The organism is Gemmatimonadaceae bacterium (assembly GCA_036496605.1).
GTDB lineage: Bacteria > Gemmatimonadota > Gemmatimonadetes > Gemmatimonadales > Gemmatimonadaceae > AG2.
On record DASXKV010000006.1, the window covers coordinates 1 to 19,769 of the forward strand.

Here is a 19,769-nt window from a genome sequence, read left to right on the forward strand (position 1 = left end):
CAGGGAATCGGGCGCGCGCCAATGGCGCGGCGCCCGTTTCATTTTTTGTAACGCTCCTTTCGACGCGCCGTAATCGACGCGCCCCTCTCGACGCGCTGTAATCGACGCGCCGTAATCGACGCGCCCTTCTCGACGCGCCCCTCTACCGCCCGATCCGCGTCGCACATCCCACGGCCCGCAATTCGCGAATCACTGTCCATTCTTGCACATTCCCGTTCATGTCGGTCGACCTCCGCGACCACCTCCAACAGGCGTTGACCAACGCCTACTCCGTCGAGCGCGAGCTCGCCGGCGGCGGCATGAGCCGCGTCTTCGTCGCCGAGGAGCGCGCGCTTGGCCGACGCGTCGTCGTGAAGGTGCTCTCCCCCGACCTCGCCGCCGGCGTCAACGTCGAGCGCTTCCGCCGCGAGATCCAGCTCACCGCGCGGCTCCAGCACCCGCACATCGTGCCCATTCTCAGCGCCGGCGAGATGGACGGTCTTCCCTTCTATACGATGCCCTTCGTCGAGGGCGAATCGCTGCGCATCCGGCTCGTCCGCACCGGCGCGATGGGTGTTTCGCAAGCTGTGAACATCGTCCGCGACGTCGCCCGCGCACTGGAGTTCGCCCACGAGAAGGGCATCGTCCATCGCGACATCAAGCCCGACAACGTTCTTCTTGCGGGCGAGAGCGCGACCGTCACCGATTTTGGGATCGGCAAGGCGATCGCCGAATCGCGGGTCGGCGAGGCGGATGAAGCGCTCACCCTCCTTGGCGTCGCGCTCGGCACGCCGCAATACATGGCGCCGGAGCAGATCGCTGCCGATCCGGCCATCGATCACCGCGCCGACCTCTATTCGTTAGGCTGCGTCGCCTACGAGCTACTCGCCGGGGAGACGCCGTTTGCCGGCCGCTCCGGCGCTGCCGTCTTCCGCGCGCACCTCCTCGAGGAGCCGGCGCCGATCACCGCGAAGCGCAGCGACGTTCACGATTCGCTGTGCCAGCTCATCGCGCACTGTCTCGCGAAGGACCCCGCGCTCCGCCCCACCTCGGCCCGCGAGGTGCTCGCGCTGCTCGAGCGGGTCTCGACCGTGGCCGGCTCATCCGCGACGGGCGCCGCGATCGCGCGCGAGGCCCTGACAATCGCCGTGCTGCCCTTCGCGAACGTCAACGCCGACCCCGAGAGCGAGCACTTCGCCGATGGCCTGACCGATGAGGTCATCACCGACCTCTCCATGCTCAAGATGCTGCGCGTGACCTCGCGCCAGTCGGCGATGCGACTCAAGGGAAGTGACAAGGACGTGCGAACGATCGCGCGAGAACTGGGGACGCGTTTCGTGCTCACTGGCAGTGTTCGCCGCGCTGGCGCCAACCTGCGAGTCACCGCACAACTCGTAGACGCGACGAGCGACGCACAGGTCTGGGCGGAGAAATACAGTGGTACCCTCGACGACGTCTTCGACATCCAGGAGAAATTATCGCGCCACATCGTCGAAGCACTGCGCCTTCGTCTAACGCCTGACGAGGACCAACGGATGGCGGAGCGCCCGATCCGCGACGTCCGCGCCTACGAGTATTATCTCCTCGCGCGGCAGCAGATCTGGAGCTTCACCCGCCCATCGCTCGAGCGCGGCCTGCAGCTCATTCGCCAGGCGCAAGCCATCGTCGGCGAGAGTGAGCTGCTCCTCGCCGCCGAGGGACTGATCTACTGGCAGTACGTGAACGTCGGGCTCGTCCCGGTCGAGCGCTACGATGTGTATCTGCAAAAGGCCGATGCGTGCGCGGCACGAATGCTGGAGCTGAATCCGCGATCGGCGAAGGCGCACAGTTTGCGCGGTGCCGTGCGGATGCATCGCGCCGATCCGCGCGGTGCGATGGAGGACTTCAAGCGCGCGCTCGTCTTCGATCGCAACGACCCAGAGGCCCTTCTCTGGCTCGGCTACGGATACGCGGTCGCGGGACGGGTGGCGCTCGGGCGTGCGCTCATGGAGCGACTGCAGCAGGTCGATCCGTTGACGTCGATCAATCAGACCATGTTCGGCATCATCGCGATGCTCGACGGCAAATACGACGAGGCACTCTGCTGGACCCAGCGTTCGGTGGACGTCGATCCCGGAAATCCGACGACGCGCATGATGCACGCGCACGCGCTTGCCGCGAATGGCCGGGTCGACGACGCGCGTGGATTGTTACATACCGTCGCGAGCGAGAAGCCAACGATGGCTTGGGCTCGGCTTGCCTGCGCGATGGCATTCGCCTTGACCGGCGACCGTGAGCAAGTGCTCACGTCGATCACGCCCGATCTGCGCGACGCCGCGGCAACCGACGACATCTTCTCGTGGTGGATGGCGGATTGTTACGCGCTCGTCGGCGAACGCGACGCCGCGCTCGAGTGTGTCGCGCGCATGATCGATCTCGGCCTGTTCAATTATCCCTTCCTTGCGCAGTACGAGCCCTTCATTGCGTCCATCCGCGCCGAGCCACGCTTCGCCTCGCTGCTCGAACAGGCGAGGAAGCAATGGGATGCGTTCGAGCCATAGCCGATCGTCGTCCTGAGTGAAGCGAAGGATGACAGGGGAGCGGGAAACGATATCTTTCCCGACCATGCCAAACTCCAAGGGGACAATCGCGATTCTCACCGGTGGCGGAGACGTCCCCGGACTGAATCCCGCCATTCGGGCGATCACCATTCGTGCGCTTCGTGAAGGCTACCGCGTCGTCGGCATCCGCCGCGGATGGGCGGGGCTCGTCGACTACAGCCCGGACAAGGACGCGGACAACTCCGAGAACATCCAGGATCTCTCGGAAGCAGAGGTCAACCGCGCCGGCCGCACCGGCGGTACCTTCCTCCACACCTCGCGCACGCGCCCGAGCACGTTGCCAAAGGCGCGCGTGCCCGCGCACCTCTCCGGTTACAACGAGAAAATCAACGACATCACGAAGGACGTGCTCAAGAACCTGGAGCACATCGGCGTCGACGTGCTGATCCCGATCGGCGGCGACGATACTCTCAGCTACGGCAAGAGACTTCATGACGAGGGCGTGCACGTCGTCGCGATTCCGAAGACGATGGACAACGACGTTTTTGGGACCGACTACTGCATAGGGTTTAGTACTTGCGTGACACGCACGATCGAGCTCACGCATAGCTTGCGAACCTCTGCGGGTTCGCATGAACGTTTCCTCGTCATCGAGGTCTTCGGCCGGTATGCGGGCTTCACCGCGCTGCTGCCGACGATGGCTGGCGCCGCGGACCGGTGCGTCATCCCGGAACATCCCGTCGACGTCGAGCAGCTTACGGAGCTCCTGACCTACGACCACAATCGGAACCCGAGCAAGTACTCCGTCGTGCTCGTGTCCGAAGGCGCCAAGCTCAGGTCGCAGGAGGGCATGAGCTTCGAGGGCGAGGACACCGACATGTTCGGCCACCGCAAGCTCGGTGGCATTGGTGACAAGGTTGCGTCGGCGCTGAAGGAGTATTCACCGCGCTACAACAACGGGCGACGCATCGACGTCGTCAACCAGCGCCTCGGCTACCTCGTGAGGTCTGGCGATCCCGACGCGCTCGATTCGATCGTACCGATGGCGTTCGGCAACCTCGCGCTGGACCTGATTCTCAAGAAGGAGTATGGCCGGCTGGTGAGCATCCACCACGGCTTCTATGACAGCGTATCGATCAAGAGCGTGACGTCGGACAAGAAAGTCGTGGACGTGTCCAAATACTACAATACGGAGCGGCTGCGGCCGATTTATGATTTTGACGGCGCGCCGCTGTTCATCATGACGAATGACTGATTTTTCCCTAGCGGAGCTGACATGCGATGAAAGCCTATCTTCTCACGACAGCCGTCGTCTTTGCCGCGCTCACGGTTCTCCACCTCTGGCGGATGGTCGCCGAGGGCGGGGGTCCAGGAAGGGAGCCGTTTTTCCTGCTCATAACCGTGGTCGCGGCAGGCTTCACGGCCTGGTCGGTAACACTGCTGCTGCGACAGAAGCCGCAATCGTGATCGTCGTCGTTCTCGTCGTGATCGTCGTCGTCGCGGGGATCCTGCTCTTCGCGGCGACGCGACCCGATGCATACGGCATTCAGCGTGTCACCACCATCGGCGCGCCGCCTGAGCGTATTCTCCCCCTGCTGATTGACAAGCAGTGGCCGAACTGGTCCCCATTCGAGGCGCTCGACCCGACGATGGAGCGCACCTACAGCGGAGCGCCGACCGGTAAGGGGGCGGTCTACGAATGGGAGGGCAATCGCCAGGCGGGAAAGGGGCGCATGGAGATCGTGGATGTCTCGCCCCCAAAGAGCGTCACGATTCACGTCGACTTCGTCAAGCCATTCGACGCGCACAACATCAACCAGTTCACGCTCGAACCGCGGGGGAATGCAACCGTGGTGACCTGGTCGATGCGCGGCACCCAGCCCTTTGCCTTGAAGGCAATGAGCATCTTTGTAAGTCCCGATCGCCTCCTCGGTAAGCACTTCGAGACTGGGCTCGCCAATCTCAAGGCGACGGCCGAACGCAACGCATGATCACCACCGCCCCGGTAACGCTCGAGGCACACGGCGTCCGTCTCGAGCCGCTCGCGCCGGAGCATCGGGATGCGCTCGTCGCCGTCGCGACCGACGGCCGACTCTGGGAGCTCTGGTTCACCTCTGTTCCGACTCCTCAGGAAGCCGCCGGCTACATCAACGACGCGCTCACCGGCCAGCGCAACGGCCACATGCTCCCCTGGATCGTGCGCGAGCTCCACTCGGGCGAGATCATCGGGACAACGCGATTCCATGACATCGTGCCCGCCATCGATCGCGTCGAGATCGGGTATACCTGGTACGCCGCCCGGTGGCAGCGCACGCATGTCAACACCGCCTGCAAGCTGCTGCTGCTGGCGCACGCTTTCGACTCGTTAGGGTGCAAGGTCGTGGGTCTGCGGACGGACCGCTTCAACGTTGCTTCGCAGCGGGCGATCGCCGCACTCGGCGCGCGTCAGGATGGAATCCTCCGCCATCACCAGGCGCGCCGCGACGGAACCGCACGCGATTCGGTGATATTCAGCATCCTTGCGGCCGAATGGCCCGATGTGAAGCGACACCTCACGTTGCGACTCGCACGCCACGGCGGAGATTGAGATGCGCGTGTCGGACCTCGAGCGACTCTACGACTTCTCCTACTGGGCCAACCGCAAGCTCTTCGACGTGATCGCGAAACTTCCCGAGGAGCAGTTCACGCAGAAGGTGAGTGGCGCCTACGGTTCGATCCGGAACGCGCTCGTTCACGTGATGAGCGCCGAATGGGGATGGCTGGATCGATGCGGCGGACAACAACGCGGACCGCGCCTCGATCCCGATGATTATCCGACAGCGCAATCCGTCATCGAGACATGGAAACGTGTCGAAGGCTACGTGCGCTCCTTCCTTCCGACCTTGAACGATGAAGATCTCGAGCGGAAGGTGGAATTCTCGATCGGCGGTGGTCCGATGCGCCTCGTTGCCCTCGGCGACTTGCTGCACCACTCGGTGATCCACGCGGTGCATCATCGCGGTCAGGTGGCGCTGATTCTCCGGGAGCTCGGGCTTACGCCCGGCAATTTCGATTTGCTCATCTACTGCATGGAGTAAGAGGCATCGCGCGGATGTGCGCCTTTCGCGGCGGCTCGGGCATTTCGCCCTGCCGCTTCGGTTCTACCTCAGCGGCTCGCGGAAGGACGGCGACAGGGAGCTCCGGGAGGCAGAGGTAGGTACTGGACAATGTTCGGTCTCGCCGGGCCGCCGCGCCGAGTGACGCAGTGCAGACCTAACGCTGCCTAACGAGCACCACGGGGCGCTGAAGCGGACAAAAGCGCCGCGCGAGGGAGGCCGACAGGACGACCGAGTCCTTCGGCCCAACTGACTGTGCGGACTCTGGTCGGGCGAACGCGTTGTGATCTGGGTTATGGTTGACACGACCGCTTGCGCCTAACGTTCACGTCGTAGTCCCCACCTCGTTTCACTTCCGACACAAACAGGAGATGCAACCATGCGCGGCTCAATGGTCGTGCTAGCATTGGCCGTCACGCCGTTCATCGCGCGCACGTCGCTCGCGCAACGCCAACACGGGGTTCCTACCCACGTCGTGCGGCGCGAGATGCCCGCGGCGTCGCGGCGTGACGATGACGACAGCGACAACGATCGTCGCGGTGACGACAAGAAATGCGAGGAGCGGCAGCGTGGGAACCCCTCCCAGAACGGGTGGGATCACCGCGCGGATCCGCGCACGAAGGCCAACAAGGACTGCCAGACTGCGCCGCCTCCGGCTCCGCAGCCTCCTCCGCCTCCGGCTCCGCAGCCTCCTCCGCCGGCACCCGCTCCGGCTCCGGATACCACTCCGACCACGCCTCCGCCACCTGCTGGTCACACGATCGTGCAGGGCAGCGTGTTCTTCGATCTCAACCAGAATGGCAGTTTCGACGCGCCCGATGAAGTTTCGCTTTCGGGTTGGACCGTCGCGATCACGGGTCCTATGAATCTGACCGCAGTGACCGATGGTAACGGCGCGTACTCGTTCACCGGGCTCGTAGAAGGCAATTACCTGGTGTGCGTGATCCCGCCGATGGGCTGGATCCAGACGGCCCTTCAGGGTGCGCCGTCGTGCGGCGCGAACCTATACGGCTACGCAATTCCGGCCGTGCAGCTCGCGGGAGACGTCGTGTACTCTGGCGTCGACTTCGGCTTCATTAGCCAGTAACATCGAGTGGTACTTGCAGCAGGAACGGGCTCGGCATCGCGCCGAGCCCGTTCTTTTTTCCTCTGAGCGGCGAACGTCCAGGTTGTCACCTCGGCGAACGACGCGTATCGTTTGGGCGTGGACAGGCAGCACGTCATGATCGTTAGGCTATGCCGAGGCGCAGGCTCATGTCCGTCTTCCAGCGATCGGTCGCCGGTACCGTCCGCAATCGCCTGCGCGAGGCGGCGCGAACGTTCTCCGGCGAGCCGCCGACCCCTGAAGCAATCCAGCTCCAGCTCGAGCTCGTGCTCAAGGCGCGGAAGGAGCTTGCTGGCGGCCAGGCTGACCTCCTGCGTCTCCTCGGGCCTGGCGCGGTGGCGGACGCACTCGGCGACCCCGAGCGCATCGCCGCCTATGCGGAAAGTCTCGCCGTCGAGGCGCTGGTCAACGACGTCGCCGGTCACCAAGAGCGCGCCGCGGCGATGAGAAAACAGGCCGTGGCGATTGCGCGCGAGCTACGGCGGCATGCCACGACGCCAGACCCCGCAATCGAACAGCTGATCGCGCGCGATGGCCATCCCGAGATCGATGGCGCGCAATAGTGATGATCATGGCAGCCCTGCCGTTAGGCATCAACCTCGCCCGCATGGAGGCGTTCACGTGCAAGACACTGTCGCGCCGGTCCTCACCGAGTGGGAAAGCTTCTACGTCATCATCGGCTCATCGGCGGCGGCGCTCACGGGCTTGATGTTCGTTGTGATCACCCTCGTCAACGATTCTCGGCGGCGTCGTTCGGAGCAGGCCGTCTCCGCCTATTCGACGCCGACGATCGTGCATTTCGGCGCGGCGCTCCTCATCTCCGCCATCGCCAGCGCGCCCTGGCACGGGCTCGGCGCTGCAGGCCTGACGATGGGCGTCGTCGGCGCGGCCGGCATCGTGTATATCGCGCTCGTGCTCAAGATGATGAGCAACGTTCCCGACACATCATACTCCGCCGTGCTCGAGGACTGGCTATTTCACGTGATCTTGCCGCTGATTGTGTATCTCGCGTTCCTCGTTATGGCGTTCCTCCTCCCGCGACATCCCGAGCCGGCTCTCTTCGGGATCGGAGGCGCGACCCTGCTGCTCCTTTTCATCGGCATCCACAACGCCTGGGATATCGTGACATTCCTCGTGCTGGGACCCGACCAGCCCGGCGCCGATAAGCCAACGCCAGGAGCCTAACGGTACCTAGTGGAGGTCCAGATCCGCGGATTGGATGTCGGTCGCCTCGTAATTCCCTGAGGAGCTCCTTTGTAGCCGCCATTGCGTAACGCGCACGGCGGTCTGGCCGACGTGATAGCCGGCGATTTCCGAGTACGGGACACGCACGCTGGACTTCGCGGCCACGCGCGGACAGCTCGACGGATCGTCGCAGAGCGCGAAGTCGGCAACAGTCCCACTGGCAGTCGTCGCGAGGAAGTTGGGATCGACCGCCATGTAGAACACCGGCCACGAATTGGTATTCGTGAGGGTGAGCGCGGTACCGTCGCTTGTGACAACGAGTCGTTGCGACACCGGACTGGTCGACGTCTCACAAGCAAGGAGCGTCAGAGCGGCCAGTGCCAGAGCGAGTGCTCGCGATGTTCTCATTGCGCCTCGACCGGGAGGACTGTGATTGCTAAACCTTAAGCGAGGCGGTTGAGTCACAGTTGCGCCGGCCTGTTGTTGATCGCGTGGCCGTGATTCATTATTGGACCGCTGAACGATAGGTGATTCTTCCCGGATCTGATCGATCACGTTGAACTGGGACTCGCGTCGCATGACCGACACCGCAAGCGCTGCCAGTCTCCTGCTGAAGCTCTACGAGCTCCGCACCGAGCCGACCCTGCGCCAGGCACGTGCCTGGTTTGCTTTCGAGTTTCATCCGTCGAGCACGCGCGAGGTATTGAGCACCTGGCTCGGGCCTGGCCACGAGAGCGCGCCCTATCGCATGGTGACGAGCTACTGGGACATGGCGGCGTCGCTCGTCAGCCTGGGGGCAATTCCCGCCGAGATGTTCAATGCGGCGAACACCGAGCACGTCGCACTCTACGCGAAGCTGCGTCCCTTCCTCGGTGAAGTCCGCGCGGCCACGCGGTACCCGGATTATCTCTCGCACGTGGAGCGCCTCGTGACCGGTCCCGCCGACGCCCCGGAACGAATCGAAATTGTCGACCGTTATCTGCAGCGGCAGCGCGCGCTCGCCACCGAAGGAAAGCAACGGCCCAACCTAACGACGACCAGCTGAACCGTTCTCCGAGACACGCGATGTACAGTCGGGAGGAGCTCTCCACGGACCTCCGCGCACTCGGTCTCGCGCGCGGCGACGTCGTGATGGTGCACGCCTCGGTGCGCGCTGTCGGCGACGTCGCCGGCGGCCCCGACGAGATTCATCTCGCGATCAAGGATGTATTGGGGAGCGAGGGTACGCTCATGATGTACGCGAGCGCTCCACGCTATGTCGACGAAGTCGGCCGGGGGAACCTAACGCCACGCGAGGAAGCAGAAGTTCTGGACAAGTTGCCGGCGTTCGACCCGCTCACCGCGCGATCCGCGCGTGACAACGGCGCGCTTGTCGAGATGCTGCGGACCTATCCCGGCTCGCGTGTCAACAATCATCCGGCGCGATTCGTCGTGTGGGGAAAGCAGACCGACTACCTGCTTTCGCGCCAGCCATGGGACTACGCATCGCGACTCGGCGCTCGAGCGACTCGTCGCACTGGACGGCAAGATTCTACTTCTGGGCTCCGATCATGACGCCGTGACGTTTCTGCATTACGCGGAGCACATCGTCGAGATTCCCGACAAGCGCGTCGCGCGATTCGAGGTGCCGGTGCTCGAGCAAGGCAAGCGAGTTTGGCGCGAAATGGCCGAGTTCAACACCGGGGGCGACGGCGTTCACGCCAACTGGCCCGATCGGTTCTTCGCGCACATCGTCGACGCGCACCTCGCCGCCTCGGGCAACCATGGAGGAATTGTCGGGAATGCGCCGTCCCATCTACTGCGCGCTCGCGCCCTGCTCGACGCCGCGCTGGAGGCGATGCGAGCGACGGCAGCGGCGCCGGCCGTGCACAGTGATACCTAACGGCCCAGGAAACTCAGTCGCTTGACGGCTTGTCTTTCTCTTTGGACTCGGGCCGTGGTGATCGGCGCGCCTGCTCGGAGATCTGTGCCATTTGGGCACGCAGATCGGCGGCGTTTGCGGCCACCTCGCGCGTGATCTCCCCGGTGCGCTCGAGCTCACGTTCGCGTTTGCGTAACTCGGCGCGCGTGTGTTTCAATCTTGCGCCGCCGTCCTCGAGCGTCCGGTCTGCTTCGCGCAGGCCGGCCTCGGTCTGTTCCTGGCGTTCGCGCGTTTCGGCGTCATCTTCTGCCCTCACGCGAGTCGCTTCGGCGGGCTCCGCCGTGTCCGGAGTTGCTGCCTCCTCCGCACTCTGTTGATCGCTCGGATCCCCTGCCTTTTCCATCCTTTCCTCGCGGAAAACCGTTGCCTTGGTCCCGATTTGCAAGGCAAGAGCCATGAGCAATTAGCGTGGCTGAGCCGCAATGGCGACAGACGTTTGTTTCCAGGCCTTATTCGTGCAGCAAGTTGCCCGACCAGGTTGAGCCGTGGGCCCGCTTCTCGAGTCCACGGTAGTTGGTCTTCAATTCAGGCAATGACACTTCAGGCGACCACGACGCGGTCGAGAACGCGCTCGCGCCCGCCACTGGCCCGTTGTCACTCCGCGCATCAGTTTCGTAGACAATGACCACGAGAAGACCCCCGTCACCCACTTCGACTCCGGCCAACGAGTCCGAAGCTCGAGACAGGGCAGGCGCTAAACGAGACGCAGCCGAGTTTGTTGTTGCGAACGACTCCCAGGCCGCGACCATCGTGGGTGCGGATCTTTACGGTCTGCTCGTGGAGAGCGTACAGGATTACGCCATCTTCGCGCTCGATCCCAAGGGCTACATCCTGACCTGGAACATCGGTGCGGCACGCCTCAAGGGATATACCGCCGACGAGATCATCGGCCGGCACTTTTCGATCTTCTATCCTCCGGAGGACATCGCACGCGGCAAAACGGAGTGGGAGCTCGAAGTGGCCGCACGTGAAGGTCGGTTCGAAGATGAAGGGTGGCGCGTCCGCAAGGATGGAACGCTCTTCTGGGCGAACGTGATCATCACGGCCCTCCGCCGCGGCGAGGGACAGCTCGTCGGCTTCGCGAAAGTCACGCGCGACCTCACCGAGCGGAAGGCATCCGAAGAACGCGCGGTTCGCGACGCGAGCCGTCTCGCCGCGGCGGAAGCAGCGGGTCGCACGAAGTCCGAGTTCCTTGCGACGATGAGTCACGAGCTCCGCACTCCTCTGAACGCGATCGGCGGCTACGCGGAGTTGATCGAGATGGGGGTTGCGGGGCCGATCTCCGAAGAGCAGCGCTCTTACGTCACGCGCATTCGCAGCAGCCAGCAACACCTGCTCGCGATCATCAACGATTTGCTCAATTACAGCCGCAGCGAGGCAGGGCAGCTCGCCTACGACATCGGCAACGTGTCGTTGCACGACGTCGTCGAGCACGCGCTGCCGATGATGCTCCCGCAAGCCACCACCAAGGGCGTCTCGATCACACACGGACCGTGCACGCCCGTCGTCAACGCTCTGGCCGACGAGCAGAAGGTGGAGCAGATCGTTCTGAATCTGCTCTCGAACGCGGTGAAGTTCACGCCGCGTGGTGGCAGCGTCATCGTGTCCTGCCAGATCGACGACGACCAGAGCGCGATCACGGTCAGCGACACCGGGCCTGGAATTCCGCCCGACAAGAAGGAGGCGATCTTCGAGCCATTCGTTCAGCTCGGTCGGTCGCTGACGACTCAGCTTCAGGGAACGGGGCTCGGTCTCGCGATCAGTCGCGATCTCGCCCGGGCGATGCACGGTGATCTGTCCGTCGGCGACACGCCCGGCGGAGGAGCGACGTTCACCCTCACGCTTCCCCGCGCCGAAACGACCGCCGAGCACGAAGCTAACGAGTGAGCCGGCGCGTCCTGCTCAGCTGGAGCGGCGGAAAGGACAGCGCGCTCGCCCTCGCGGCGCTCTCTGACGATCCGACGATCGAAGTCGTGGGACTGCTCACGAGCGTTACGCGTGACTACGATCGTGTGAGTATTCACGGCGTGCAGCGCGCGCTGCTCGACGCGCAGTCGGCGGCATTGGGACTCCCCCTCACCGAGATCGCGCTCGAGCCCCAGTGCACGAACGCCGCGTACGAGGCGGCTTTCCTCACCGCTCTCGAAACGGCGAGGGCGCGTCATCCCGGAGTCGATGCAATTGCTTTCGGCGACCTCTTCCTCGAGGACGTCCGTGCGTATCGCGAGCGGCTGCTCGCCGGGACGGCTATCGAGCCCCTCTTCCCACTCTGGGGCGAACCGACCGCCACACTGGCCGAGCATTGCTGCAACCTCGGCATCGAAGCGCGGCTTGTCTGCGTCGACACGACACAGCTCTCGAGCGCATTCGCCGGTCGTCTCTTCGATCGCGAGCTGCTCGCCGAGCTGCCGACCGGAGTCGACCCCTGCGGCGAGCGTGGCGAATTCCACACTTTCGTCGCCAACGCTCCTGGCTTCGGCGCACCCGTGCGATATACCGTTGGTGAGATCGTTAGGCGCGACGACCGCTTCGTGTACTGTGACCTTCTTCCGGGTATTGCGGCTACGGTTGCTACTTAGAAACGGGCCTAACGAGCGTCGATCGCATGATGGAGCTCGGGCGGTAGCGGCAAGAACGCTTCGACGGCGCTCACCAGGTCGGCGACGCTTACCGGGCGACGTAGCACGCGAGTCCACGGCCCTGCGGGTGGCGGGATCGTCGTGCGCGCGAGAAGGATGACGCCGGGATCGGCATGGCGTTTTCGGAGCGCCTCGAGATCGGCGAGGTTCGCGCCGATGAGCGTATCCTGATCGACGACGAGCAAGCGTACCGGTCCGCGGTCCGCGAGCGCTGGTTGGACGACGCGCGCCTCGCGCATTCCGCGCGCGCCGACCGCGTCGTAGCCAGCTTCACGCAATGCGCCGCGGAGCAGCGCCCGCCGCCATTGATCACCCATGACGACCAGAACGCGCGGTGCGGTTCGGTCGTCATTCGTCGTCATGGTTTCTCCCTTGCGGCCGCGCGATCGGCGCGCTGTCCTTTACGCAGTAGAGCCCGCACGTAGTCGTCGAAGTCGTCGTGCATGATCTTCATCGCGGGGTTCGCGAGCATGTCGCGGAACGCGTCTTCCTCGCCCAGCTGTGACATGCGCTTTTCCCAGGACCTGAAGTAATCGTCCGGCAGCTGACCTTCCTTGTGCGCGTACCATGCGATCTCGAAGAGCGAGAGTTGCATGAGACTCAGGAAGTATTCCTGAATCTCACGATCGGAATGCAGGTGTTCGACATCGTTCTTGTGCACTGCGGCGAGCGATGGATGATCCACTCGAATCTTTCGCAATTGATACTGCAGCTCGACGAGCTTTGCGAAGTTGGCGACCGCCTGCGCCTTGCGTGCCGCGCGAAACTGGAACGCGGTGTACAGGAGTCCGCCAGCGATGGCAAACGATGACACGGCCTGGAGTGTTATCTGTACGATCTGTATCGAGGGCATTCTCTGAAGCTAGACTACGCTCTCTGCTTTTTGACAACCGCTCACTGGGCCAGGAGCCACCGCCGAATGTGGTACACCGTGCTGCACGAGGAAGCGCCCATCGGCATCGTCGAGTTGCCGCTGGCCGGTCTCGCTGCTGGAACGATGCAACGATTCCCCACCTATCGCGCGATTCGTCCCACCGTGCGCGCGGCCACGGGTGCCCTGCTCCAGCTCGGGCTCTTCGGCGCAGCTTATCCGCCGATCCCGCCGCGCCAGCGCGAGATCGCGCGCTTGAGGCGCGCGATTGCACGCGCCGCGCGGCTTCCCCTAAGTCTCGTCGATGAGCGCGGCGCCGCGGCGCATGCGGCCTTCGTGAATCTCCTGGAGGCGCCGGCAGACGAGCGGGTCGTTGTCGTAGCGGGCTTCGAAGACACCCTGGCGGGAGTCGGCGCCCGAGTGCCGGCGCCCATCGAAACGCTACCGCTATCGCGGTAGCCCGCGCGTGATCTTCTCCGCATTCGCGTAGTACACCTTCTTGAGCACCGAGTCTGGAAGATCGATCCCGTAGAGTTTCCAGAAGGCGTGGTAGTTCCGGTAGTAATCGAAGTACTCATCGTGCGTCTCGAAGACGCGCCAATAGTACGGATACTCCGCCGGCTGGAACGAATCCTTCCCGAAGAGGATGCGATCCTGGTACTTCACGAAGAAATCGTGCGCGCCGCGTGGCTGGCGGCCGATGTCGTACAGGACGGCGCCAACCTCGGTGTAGACGTTAGGCATCTCGTCCAGCATCTTGCCCAGGCGACCGAGGTCGTTCGCGTGCCAGCCCATGTGTGCGGCGACGAAGGTCGTGCGCGGATGTTTGTGGAACAAGTTGTCCCGCTCCGTCATCAGCTCCTCGAAGCGCGGGAAGCGATCGGGCGGATAGCGACGACCCGGAAAGAGGGCCAGCTCGAGCCACCGTTCGTTCTTCATGTCGATCGGCTCGAAGAATTGCTCGGGATCCGCAGTGTGGATGAAGACGGGAATGCCGAGTCTCGCACACGCGTCCCAGATCGGATCCAGCTCGGGGTCGTCGAGCTTGAGGCGCGTGCCGTCGGCCTTCTTGATCGTTAGGCCGAAGCTCTTCGGGATTTCGCCGACGCCAACGGCACCGGCGGCGAGGTCCGCTTGCAATTGGGCGATGGCCTTCTCCGCCCATCCCGGTCCAACGTTGCGGAAATCGATCCCCGCGAGCACGCGCACGCGATCTTTCATCTGCGCCGAGGCGCGAATCGCGGTGACGGCGCGCTTCAGGCGATCCCCGCTCAGGTTGTCGGCAGCGAGCATGACGCGCACGTTCAAACTGTCCATCGCGGCACCGAGCGTCGCGAGCCCTTCGGCCGACTCGAGGAGGCCTTCCGGATGACCATGGAAGTCGATGGCCGGATACTTGGCACGCCTAACGAGATGTGCCGGTGTGACGAGCGTCGATCGCGGGCGATAGTCGAGGATGCTCGGCGCGGCGAGATCGGGGGCCATGCAGCTGCCCGGCCGCACTTCCGTCGTACCTTCGGGGCAGCTTTCGCCCTGTTGAATCGTGGTGACGGGCCGGCCGCCGCGGCCACCAGGCCGGCCGGTCTGTGCGACAGCGTCGGTAGCGATGAGCGAGCACACGCCGATGAGCGTGAAGACAAGACGCATTAGGACTCCGAGCCGATTTGCCTGCGCAATCTGACACCGGTGGAGCAAGCTTCGAAAGAGGTGCGCCTCCTGCTTCGTCTCGTGGTGTAAATGGACTCGCGTGACGCCGGGCAACTGATCGCCCCCGCAGTGCACGTTGGCGAGCGTTGGGCCGACCTCGGAGCAGGCACGGGCACATTTACAAGAGCGCTCGCGCGTCTCGTCGGAGCGGCCGGCACCGTGTACGCCATCGAGCGCGATCGTTCGGCCATCGTTTCGCTCGAGGCACTCGCGCGAGATCGCGAGTCCGGAAAGGCCTCCGTCGTCGCCATGCGAGCGGATTTCACGCAACCGCTGGAGCTCCCACCGCTGGATGGCGCGCTCTTCGCCAATGCGCTCCATTTCATCGATGCCTACGAGCAAGCAAACGTGCTGCGACGCATCGCCGAGCGTCTCGAGAACGATGGCGCAATCGTCGTCGTCGAATACGACAACCGACCGCCGAGTCGTTGGGTGCCGTTCCCGCTTTCACTGACGCGTCTCGCCGAGCTGTCACGTATCGCGCACCTCGGCGCGCCCGAACTGATCGGCCAGCGCCGGTCGATGTTTGGCGGAAGCATGTACGCGGCGCGCGTGCCGCGGCGATCACCTATGCCGCTGACGCCAACCTAACGATGCGCCTCACCTTCGCCCTCGCCAGCCCCAAAGATGCGCCTGCCCTTGCGGCATTACGCACCGCGGCCGCGCGCGAGCTGACGAAGCAGTTCGGCGCGGGCCATTGGTCCAGCGAACCGTCGGAGCGAGGCGTCCTGGCGGATCTCAAGAATGCGCAGGTCTGGATCGCGCGGCGGGGCGCCGCCGTCGTCGCGACGTTTCGTCTCGCGACGAAGAAGCCGTGGGCGATCGATCGGTCGTACTTCAGCGAGTGCAAGCGCCCGATCTATCTCACGAACATGGCAGTGCGGCCGGACTACCAGCGGCGCGGCGTCGGACGTGCGTGTCTCGAGCACGCGGTTCGACGCGTCTGCGAATGGCCCGGGGATGCGATACGGCTCGACGCATATCAGGGCGACGGCGGCGCGGGCCAGTTCTACGCCAGGTGTGGCTTTCGTGAGGTCGGACGCGTGGTCTATCGATCCACGCCACTCATCTATTACGAGTTGCTCATCTGACGGCTGCGCGCCGCGAGATCGGAGACTCGAGGCCCTTTCAGGACAGTGCCACGGGACCCAGCCTGTTCGAGGATGGCCTGCGTCAGGTGCGTGCCGGCGTGACGACGATGGAGGAAGTCGTGCGCGCGACGGGCGGTGACCGCGGCAACGTGCCGACTTGAGCGCGGCGCAAGGACTTACAGCTTCTTATAAACGCGCACGTAGTCCACGACCATCGTCTGTGGGAAAGTCGTCGTCGCATCCGGATCGCCGGGCCAGCCTCCGCCGACGGCAACATTCATGAGCAGAAAGAACGGGTGATCGAACACCCATGTCGTGCCGGATGGAATGCTGCCTAACGTCGTCTGGAAGTACTGTGCGCTGTCGACGAACCACTGGACGCTATTCGGGTTCCACTCGACGGCATAGACGTGAAAATCATCGGCGAACACGCCGCTGCCGAGCTGGTATGGTCCTCCGATGCCGCCGGCGCCGGAATATCCAGGACCGTGCATCGTCCCGTGAACGACGGCTGGCTCCTTTCCAATGTTCTCCATGATGTCGATCTCGCCGCTCTTCGGCCAACCGACGAGATCGATGTTGTTGCCCAGCATCCAGAAGGCGGGCCAGAGCCCCTGTCCGCGAGGAATGCGAATGCGCGCCTCGAAGCGCCCATAGGACTGCGAGAAAAGACCCGCGGTTTTGATTCGCGCCGAGGTGTATCGACAGCTCCCATACCAGCAGCTGTCGACAGTGTTCGCCGGTTCAGCGAGTGCCGTGATAACCAGATGCCCGTTACCGTCGAGCGAAATATTGTCGAGGCGCGTCGTGTAGAACTCGCGCTCCTGATTGCCCCAGCCGCCTCCGCCGGTGTCCGCGACCCACTTCGTGCGATCGAAGGAGATGCCCGCCGCACCATCGAACTCGTCGCTCCAGACGAGCGTCCAGGATGGCGGCGTCACGGGAGGCGTCGTCACGCCCGACGTATTCGACGTCGCCGCGGACGCACACGCGGCAAGGAAGAGCACGACCACCGCTCGAGCATCCGCACGAGTTTTCATGCCCTTGAATGTGCGGCGCACACTGCCGCGTCGGAAGCGCGCCCGACGAATTTTGTGAACGATCTGGCGAACTACCGGCGCCCCGCCTCGACGGGTGTGCTGTTCACGGAATCGTCGTCTGGTTCGTAGTGCGCGGAACGTTCGGATGCCTTCGATTCTGTCCTCTGTCGCTCAGCGCTCGCGACACCACCGAATTGCCTAACGAAACGCCCGTACGTCCGTTCGGGGTCGTGGTCGAAACGGGAAGTGTCACGGTGAAGAGCGCACCACCTTCGGCCACGTTCACCGCACTTACACGGCCGTGATGCCGCTCGACGATCGACCGGACAATCGTGAGGCCCATGCCGAGTCCTTGTGTCTTCGTCGTGAAGAAGGGCTCGAAGAGATGCGCTTCCACGTCGGAAGGGATGCCAGGTCCGCTGTCGCGAATTGCGATCTCCGCCACGCCACGGACGAGCGTTGTGCTGACACTCACCGCGCGCCGGATGCTGGACGAGGACGCCGCATCCAGTGCATTGATCGTGAGATTGAGGATTACCTGTTGCAGCTGCACGGGATCCCCCATGAGCGTGAGCGAGTGCGGTGTGAGGGAGAGCTCCAGACCGGTGCTCCGGAGCACCGCGTCATGCTGGAGAAGATGCACGGCCTGCCGGCAAATCTCGTTGATGTCGAGCGTCGTCGTCGCGGATGACTCCTTGCGCAAGAGCAGCCGAATCTGGTTGATGACCTCCGCCGCGCGATCGCAGTCGCTGACGATGTTTCTGAAGCTTTCTGCCGCCTCGTCGAGATCGCGCGTCCCACGCGCGAGGAGAATCGATCCGGCCTCGGCGTTCGCACGAATCGCGGTCAGCGGCTGACGCAACTCGTGCGAAAAGGAGGCAGCGAGCTCGGCGACCGCTGCCACTCGGCCCATGTGCGCGATCTCGCGCCTTGTCTCTTCGGCGGCAGCCACTTCATTCGCCATGTGATTGAAGCTGTCTGCGAGACGCGCGATCTCGGCCACGTCGGCCCCTGGCACACGAACGTCGTATCGTCCGCGAGCAATCGACTCCGCGGCATCGGCGATCGCGACAATCGGCTTGGCGACTCGTCGACCGATGAACAGCGCCGCACCGGTTCCGGCAAAGATCAGGACGATGCCGACGACAACCAATTGCCGGAGGGTGGCCCGGGGCGCGGCGAGGATATAGTCGAGTCGCGACTGCATCATGATCTGGAGCGGCGTCTCCGGAATCGGCGCGCTCGCGGTGACAACTCTCACGTCGGTGCCATCATGGTCAGACTGGTTGATGACGCTGCCCGGTGGAGTAGCCGGCACGCCGCCGACGGTCGCCCAGGTGCTTCCATCGGCATTGCCGTAGTACGTCGTCACGCCGTCGCCCGCGAGCGCGCGCACGCTGCGATCCGCCTGCGTATTGTCCGCGATGCGACGCTCGTGCGCGATGTATCCGATCACTCCACGCCGCCTAACGACTGGCTGCACCAGCCAGAAATAGACGCTCCCGTCGGACACGTAGAGTGGGCTCAGCCCCAACGACTCGGGCGCTCTGGCCGCGCGGACCGCCAGGCGCAACATCGCTCGAGCGCCTAACGCCAAATTGCTCACGGGTATCGCTGCCGTCACCGACCTCCCTCGACCGACATGGGTGGCGCGCTGCCCCTTCGCATCCCACAGCTCGATCACCAGCCCGGAGTCCGTCGGGAGCACGAGGCCGGCGAGTACCAGGCGTGCGTCGGCGAGGAGCTTCTTCGAAGAAGCTGATACGCTTCGCTCGTTCTCGCGGGCGTCGGCGTCGCCCAACGCGAGGGTGAGCGCGGCATTACGCGCCGCCGTCAGGTAACGAAGCCGGTTTTGCCTGAGTCCCGTTTCAGCGACGGCGGCGAGTTCGCGAGTCGATCGGACGAGTCGCTCCTCCGCTCCCGCAATCGCCGAGCGCGTCAGCATCTTGTACGCCGCGGCGACGACCACTATCAGGCAAAGGGCGATCACTCCACCGGTGAGAAGCGCCAGCCTTCGCGCCAGCGACATGCGGTGTCGAGCTTCGGCGATTGGCATTCAGAAACTCTGGTGTGCCACGGCAGAGTCCGTGCGAACCGACCAGCAGGCGCTATCGTCCGAGCTGTCGCTCGCGCGACTCGCGAGGCACGGGCGCAGAAGCTCGAGCAGCGCAGCCGCGGTGAATGGTTTGCGGAGCCAGCCGCGCGCGCCAACGGCTCGAGCGTGCTGCAGCGTGGCCGGATCATCGTACGCACTGATGAAGATGACCGGCGGAAGCGAGTCCGCACGCGCCAGGAGACGGTCGTAGAACTCGAAACCTGTCGACGTTCCGAGCTGAACGTCGATTACGAGACAGCATGGCGACGAGAGGTCCCGCTCGAAATACTCCTCCGCGTCACCGAACGTCTCAGCGCGGACGCCAAGCACACGCAGCAAACGGACTAGCGATCGCCTGATCGACTCATCGTCGTCGACGATACCGACCCACTCTTCGAAAGTGATCGGCAATGGAGACATCGCTTCGGTCCGGCAGGTGGTGGTTGTATCCAGGAGTAATGGGCGCCACAGGTTGACTCAATTCTCACCATAGCGCTGCCG

23 protein-coding genes and 1 pseudogene are annotated in these 19,769 nt (G+C 64.1%); 16 read left to right on the forward strand and 8 right to left on the reverse strand.

Features of this window, described 5'->3' with window-relative positions; genetic code table 11:
• The first annotated feature begins 218 nt into the window (after nt 1–218).
• The 9 genes from VGH98_03270 (at nt 219) to VGH98_03310 (ending at nt 7,904) form a co-directional block, all read left to right on the forward strand.
• The gene (locus tag VGH98_03270; protein HEY2374974.1) at nt 219–2,519 is read left to right on the forward strand and encodes a protein kinase; all 2,301 of its coding nucleotides are present in this window, start codon (nt 219–221) and stop codon (nt 2,517–2,519) included.
• A 64-nt stretch (nt 2,520–2,583) separates the two neighbouring features.
• Entirely contained in the window at nt 2,584–3,774 is a 1,191-nt protein-coding gene (locus VGH98_03275; protein HEY2374975.1) for an ATP-dependent 6-phosphofructokinase, read from the forward strand.
• Between the two features lie 26 nt (nt 3,775–3,800).
• Entirely contained in the window at nt 3,801–3,986 is a 186-nt protein-coding gene (locus VGH98_03280) for a hypothetical protein (GenBank protein HEY2374976.1), read from the forward strand.
• On the forward strand, nt 3,983–4,510 hold the full coding sequence (locus tag VGH98_03285) for an SRPBCC family protein (GenBank protein HEY2374977.1): 528 nt from the start codon (nt 3,983–3,985) through the stop codon (nt 4,508–4,510). The genes VGH98_03280 and VGH98_03285 overlap by 4 nt, the downstream gene beginning before the upstream one ends.
• Nucleotides 4,507–5,106: a GNAT family protein gene (locus VGH98_03290; GenBank protein HEY2374978.1), complete on the forward strand. Its 600-nt coding sequence runs from the start codon at nt 4,507–4,509 to the stop codon at nt 5,104–5,106. The genes VGH98_03285 and VGH98_03290 overlap by 4 nt, the downstream gene beginning before the upstream one ends.
• Nucleotide 5,107: 1 nt before the next feature.
• Nucleotides 5,108–5,596 carry a DinB family protein gene (locus VGH98_03295; GenBank protein HEY2374979.1) on the forward strand — a complete coding sequence of 163 codons (489 nt, stop codon included), beginning with the start codon at nt 5,108–5,110 and terminating at the stop codon, nt 5,594–5,596.
• Between the two features lie 397 nt (nt 5,597–5,993).
• Nucleotides 5,994–6,701: an SdrD B-like domain-containing protein gene (locus VGH98_03300; GenBank protein ID HEY2374980.1), complete on the forward strand. Its 708-nt coding sequence runs from the start codon at nt 5,994–5,996 to the stop codon at nt 6,699–6,701.
• 167 nt (nt 6,702–6,868) lie between these two features.
• A complete protein-coding gene (locus VGH98_03305; protein ID HEY2374981.1) occupies nt 6,869–7,282 on the forward strand; it encodes a hypothetical protein in 414 nt (137 codons plus the stop codon).
• Nucleotides 7,283–7,340: 58 nt separating this feature from the next.
• On the forward strand, nt 7,341–7,904 hold the full coding sequence (locus VGH98_03310; protein ID HEY2374982.1) for a hypothetical protein: 564 nt from the start codon (nt 7,341–7,343) through the stop codon (nt 7,902–7,904).
• Nucleotides 7,905–7,910: 6 nt separating this feature from the next.
• Here VGH98_03310 and VGH98_03315 read toward each other — a convergent pair whose 3' ends face one another.
• Nucleotides 7,911–8,312, reverse strand: a complete 402-nt coding sequence (locus VGH98_03315) for a hypothetical protein (GenBank protein HEY2374983.1) — start codon at nt 8,310–8,312, stop codon at nt 7,911–7,913.
• Nucleotides 8,313–8,481: 169 nt separating this feature from the next.
• On the opposite strand from VGH98_03315, the gene VGH98_03320 reads away from it, so the two are divergent.
• Together VGH98_03320 and VGH98_03325 are read left to right on the forward strand one after the other, a co-directional pair.
• Nucleotides 8,482–8,949 (forward strand): hypothetical protein, encoded by a 468-nt coding sequence (locus VGH98_03320; GenBank protein HEY2374984.1) that lies wholly within the window; start codon nt 8,482–8,484, stop codon nt 8,947–8,949.
• Nucleotides 8,950–9,035: 86 nt separating this feature from the next.
• Nucleotides 9,036–9,786: pseudogene (locus VGH98_03325) on the forward strand (AAC(3) family N-acetyltransferase).
• Nucleotides 9,787–9,799: 13 nt separating this feature from the next.
• On the opposite strand, the gene VGH98_03330 reads toward VGH98_03325, so the two are convergent.
• A complete protein-coding gene (locus VGH98_03330) occupies nt 9,800–10,222 on the reverse strand; it encodes a GNAT family N-acetyltransferase (protein ID HEY2374985.1) in 423 nt (140 codons plus the stop codon).
• A gap of 353 nt (nt 10,223–10,575) precedes the next feature.
• Between VGH98_03330 and VGH98_03335 the strand changes: the two genes are divergently transcribed.
• Both VGH98_03335 and VGH98_03340 read left to right on the forward strand, forming a co-directional pair.
• The gene (locus VGH98_03335) at nt 10,576–11,712 is read left to right on the forward strand and encodes a PAS domain-containing sensor histidine kinase (protein HEY2374986.1); all 1,137 of its coding nucleotides are present in this window, start codon (nt 10,576–10,578) and stop codon (nt 11,710–11,712) included.
• Complete coding sequence (locus VGH98_03340) at nt 11,709–12,404, forward strand: hypothetical protein (GenBank protein ID HEY2374987.1); 696 nt, start codon at nt 11,709–11,711, stop codon at nt 12,402–12,404. Before VGH98_03335 ends, VGH98_03340 begins: the two co-directional genes overlap by 4 nt.
• Nucleotides 12,405–12,412: 8 nt before the next feature.
• Here VGH98_03340 and VGH98_03345 read toward each other — a convergent pair whose 3' ends face one another.
• The gene (locus VGH98_03345) at nt 12,413–12,826 is read right to left on the reverse strand and encodes a hypothetical protein (GenBank protein ID HEY2374988.1); all 414 of its coding nucleotides are present in this window, start codon (nt 12,824–12,826) and stop codon (nt 12,413–12,415) included.
• Entirely contained in the window at nt 12,823–13,317 is a 495-nt protein-coding gene (locus tag VGH98_03350; GenBank protein ID HEY2374989.1) for a hypothetical protein, read from the reverse strand. The genes VGH98_03345 and VGH98_03350 overlap by 4 nt, the downstream gene beginning before the upstream one ends.
• A 66-nt stretch (nt 13,318–13,383) precedes the next feature.
• Between VGH98_03350 and VGH98_03355 the strand changes: the two genes are divergently transcribed.
• On the forward strand, nt 13,384–13,794 hold the full coding sequence (locus VGH98_03355) for a hypothetical protein (GenBank protein ID HEY2374990.1): 411 nt from the start codon (nt 13,384–13,386) through the stop codon (nt 13,792–13,794).
• Here the strand turns inward: VGH98_03355 and VGH98_03360 are convergent.
• Nucleotides 13,783–14,982 carry an amidohydrolase family protein gene (locus VGH98_03360; GenBank protein ID HEY2374991.1) on the reverse strand — a complete coding sequence of 400 codons (1,200 nt, stop codon included), beginning with the start codon at nt 14,980–14,982 and terminating at the stop codon, nt 13,783–13,785. The two genes, VGH98_03355 and VGH98_03360, sit on opposite strands and share 12 nt — an antisense overlap.
• Nucleotides 14,983–15,072: 90 nt before the next feature.
• On the opposite strand from VGH98_03360, the gene VGH98_03365 reads away from it, so the two are divergent.
• Together VGH98_03365 and VGH98_03370 are read left to right on the forward strand one after the other, a co-directional pair.
• A complete protein-coding gene (locus tag VGH98_03365; GenBank protein HEY2374992.1) occupies nt 15,073–15,633 on the forward strand; it encodes a class I SAM-dependent methyltransferase in 561 nt (186 codons plus the stop codon).
• Nucleotides 15,634–15,635: 2 nt separating this feature from the next.
• Nucleotides 15,636–16,133, forward strand: a complete 498-nt coding sequence (locus tag VGH98_03370) for a GNAT family N-acetyltransferase (protein ID HEY2374993.1) — start codon at nt 15,636–15,638, stop codon at nt 16,131–16,133.
• A 176-nt stretch (nt 16,134–16,309) separates the two neighbouring features.
• On the opposite strand, the gene VGH98_03375 is transcribed toward VGH98_03370, so the two are convergent.
• The 3 genes from VGH98_03375 to VGH98_03385 all read right to left on the reverse strand — a co-directional run bounded on the left by VGH98_03375 (nt 16,310) and on the right by VGH98_03385 (nt 19,688).
• Nucleotides 16,310–17,173: a glycoside hydrolase family 16 protein gene (locus VGH98_03375; GenBank protein ID HEY2374994.1), complete on the reverse strand. Its 864-nt coding sequence runs from the start codon at nt 17,171–17,173 to the stop codon at nt 16,310–16,312.
• Nucleotides 17,174–17,276: 103 nt separating this feature from the next.
• Nucleotides 17,277–19,229 carry a HAMP domain-containing sensor histidine kinase gene (locus tag VGH98_03380; protein ID HEY2374995.1) on the reverse strand — a complete coding sequence of 651 codons (1,953 nt, stop codon included), beginning with the start codon at nt 19,227–19,229 and terminating at the stop codon, nt 17,277–17,279.
• Nucleotides 19,230–19,688 (reverse strand): response regulator, encoded by a 459-nt coding sequence (locus VGH98_03385; protein HEY2374996.1) that lies wholly within the window; start codon nt 19,686–19,688, stop codon nt 19,230–19,232.
• Nucleotides 19,689–19,769 lie beyond the last annotated feature (81 nt).

Coding starts and splice junctions, on each gene's coding strand:
- VGH98_03355 (HEY2374990.1), top strand. CDS start 13,384: ATGTGGTACACCGTGCTGCACGAGGAAGCGCCCATCGGCATCGTCGAG.
- VGH98_03295 (HEY2374979.1), top strand. CDS start 5,108: ATGCGCGTGTCGGACCTCGAGCGACTCTACGACTTCTCCTACTGGGCC.
- VGH98_03350 (HEY2374989.1), bottom strand. CDS start 13,317: ATGCCCTCGATACAGATCGTACAGATAACACTCCAGGCCGTGTCATCG.
- VGH98_03280 (HEY2374976.1), top strand. CDS start 3,801: ATGAAAGCCTATCTTCTCACGACAGCCGTCGTCTTTGCCGCGCTCACG.
- VGH98_03375 (HEY2374994.1), bottom strand. CDS start 17,173: ATGAAAACTCGTGCGGATGCTCGAGCGGTGGTCGTGCTCTTCCTTGCC.
- VGH98_03275 (HEY2374975.1), top strand. CDS start 2,584: ATGCCAAACTCCAAGGGGACAATCGCGATTCTCACCGGTGGCGGAGAC.
- VGH98_03315 (HEY2374983.1), bottom strand. CDS start 8,312: ATGAGAACATCGCGAGCACTCGCTCTGGCACTGGCCGCTCTGACGCTC.
- VGH98_03330 (HEY2374985.1), bottom strand. CDS start 10,222: ATGGCTCTTGCCTTGCAAATCGGGACCAAGGCAACGGTTTTCCGCGAG.
- VGH98_03270 (HEY2374974.1), top strand. CDS start 219: ATGTCGGTCGACCTCCGCGACCACCTCCAACAGGCGTTGACCAACGCC.
- VGH98_03385 (HEY2374996.1), bottom strand. CDS start 19,688: ATGTCTCCATTGCCGATCACTTTCGAAGAGTGGGTCGGTATCGTCGAC.
- VGH98_03360 (HEY2374991.1), bottom strand. CDS start 14,982: ATGCGTCTTGTCTTCACGCTCATCGGCGTGTGCTCGCTCATCGCTACC.
- VGH98_03320 (HEY2374984.1), top strand. CDS start 8,482: ATGACCGACACCGCAAGCGCTGCCAGTCTCCTGCTGAAGCTCTACGAG.
- VGH98_03300 (HEY2374980.1), top strand. CDS start 5,994: ATGCGCGGCTCAATGGTCGTGCTAGCATTGGCCGTCACGCCGTTCATC.
- VGH98_03345 (HEY2374988.1), bottom strand. CDS start 12,826: ATGACGACGAATGACGACCGAACCGCACCGCGCGTTCTGGTCGTCATG.
- VGH98_03380 (HEY2374995.1), bottom strand. CDS start 19,229: ATGCCAATCGCCGAAGCTCGACACCGCATGTCGCTGGCGCGAAGGCTG.
- VGH98_03370 (HEY2374993.1), top strand. CDS start 15,636: ATGCGCCTCACCTTCGCCCTCGCCAGCCCCAAAGATGCGCCTGCCCTT.
- VGH98_03305 (HEY2374981.1), top strand. CDS start 6,869: ATGTCCGTCTTCCAGCGATCGGTCGCCGGTACCGTCCGCAATCGCCTG.
- VGH98_03365 (HEY2374992.1), top strand. CDS start 15,073: ATGGACTCGCGTGACGCCGGGCAACTGATCGCCCCCGCAGTGCACGTT.
- VGH98_03290 (HEY2374978.1), top strand. CDS start 4,507: ATGATCACCACCGCCCCGGTAACGCTCGAGGCACACGGCGTCCGTCTC.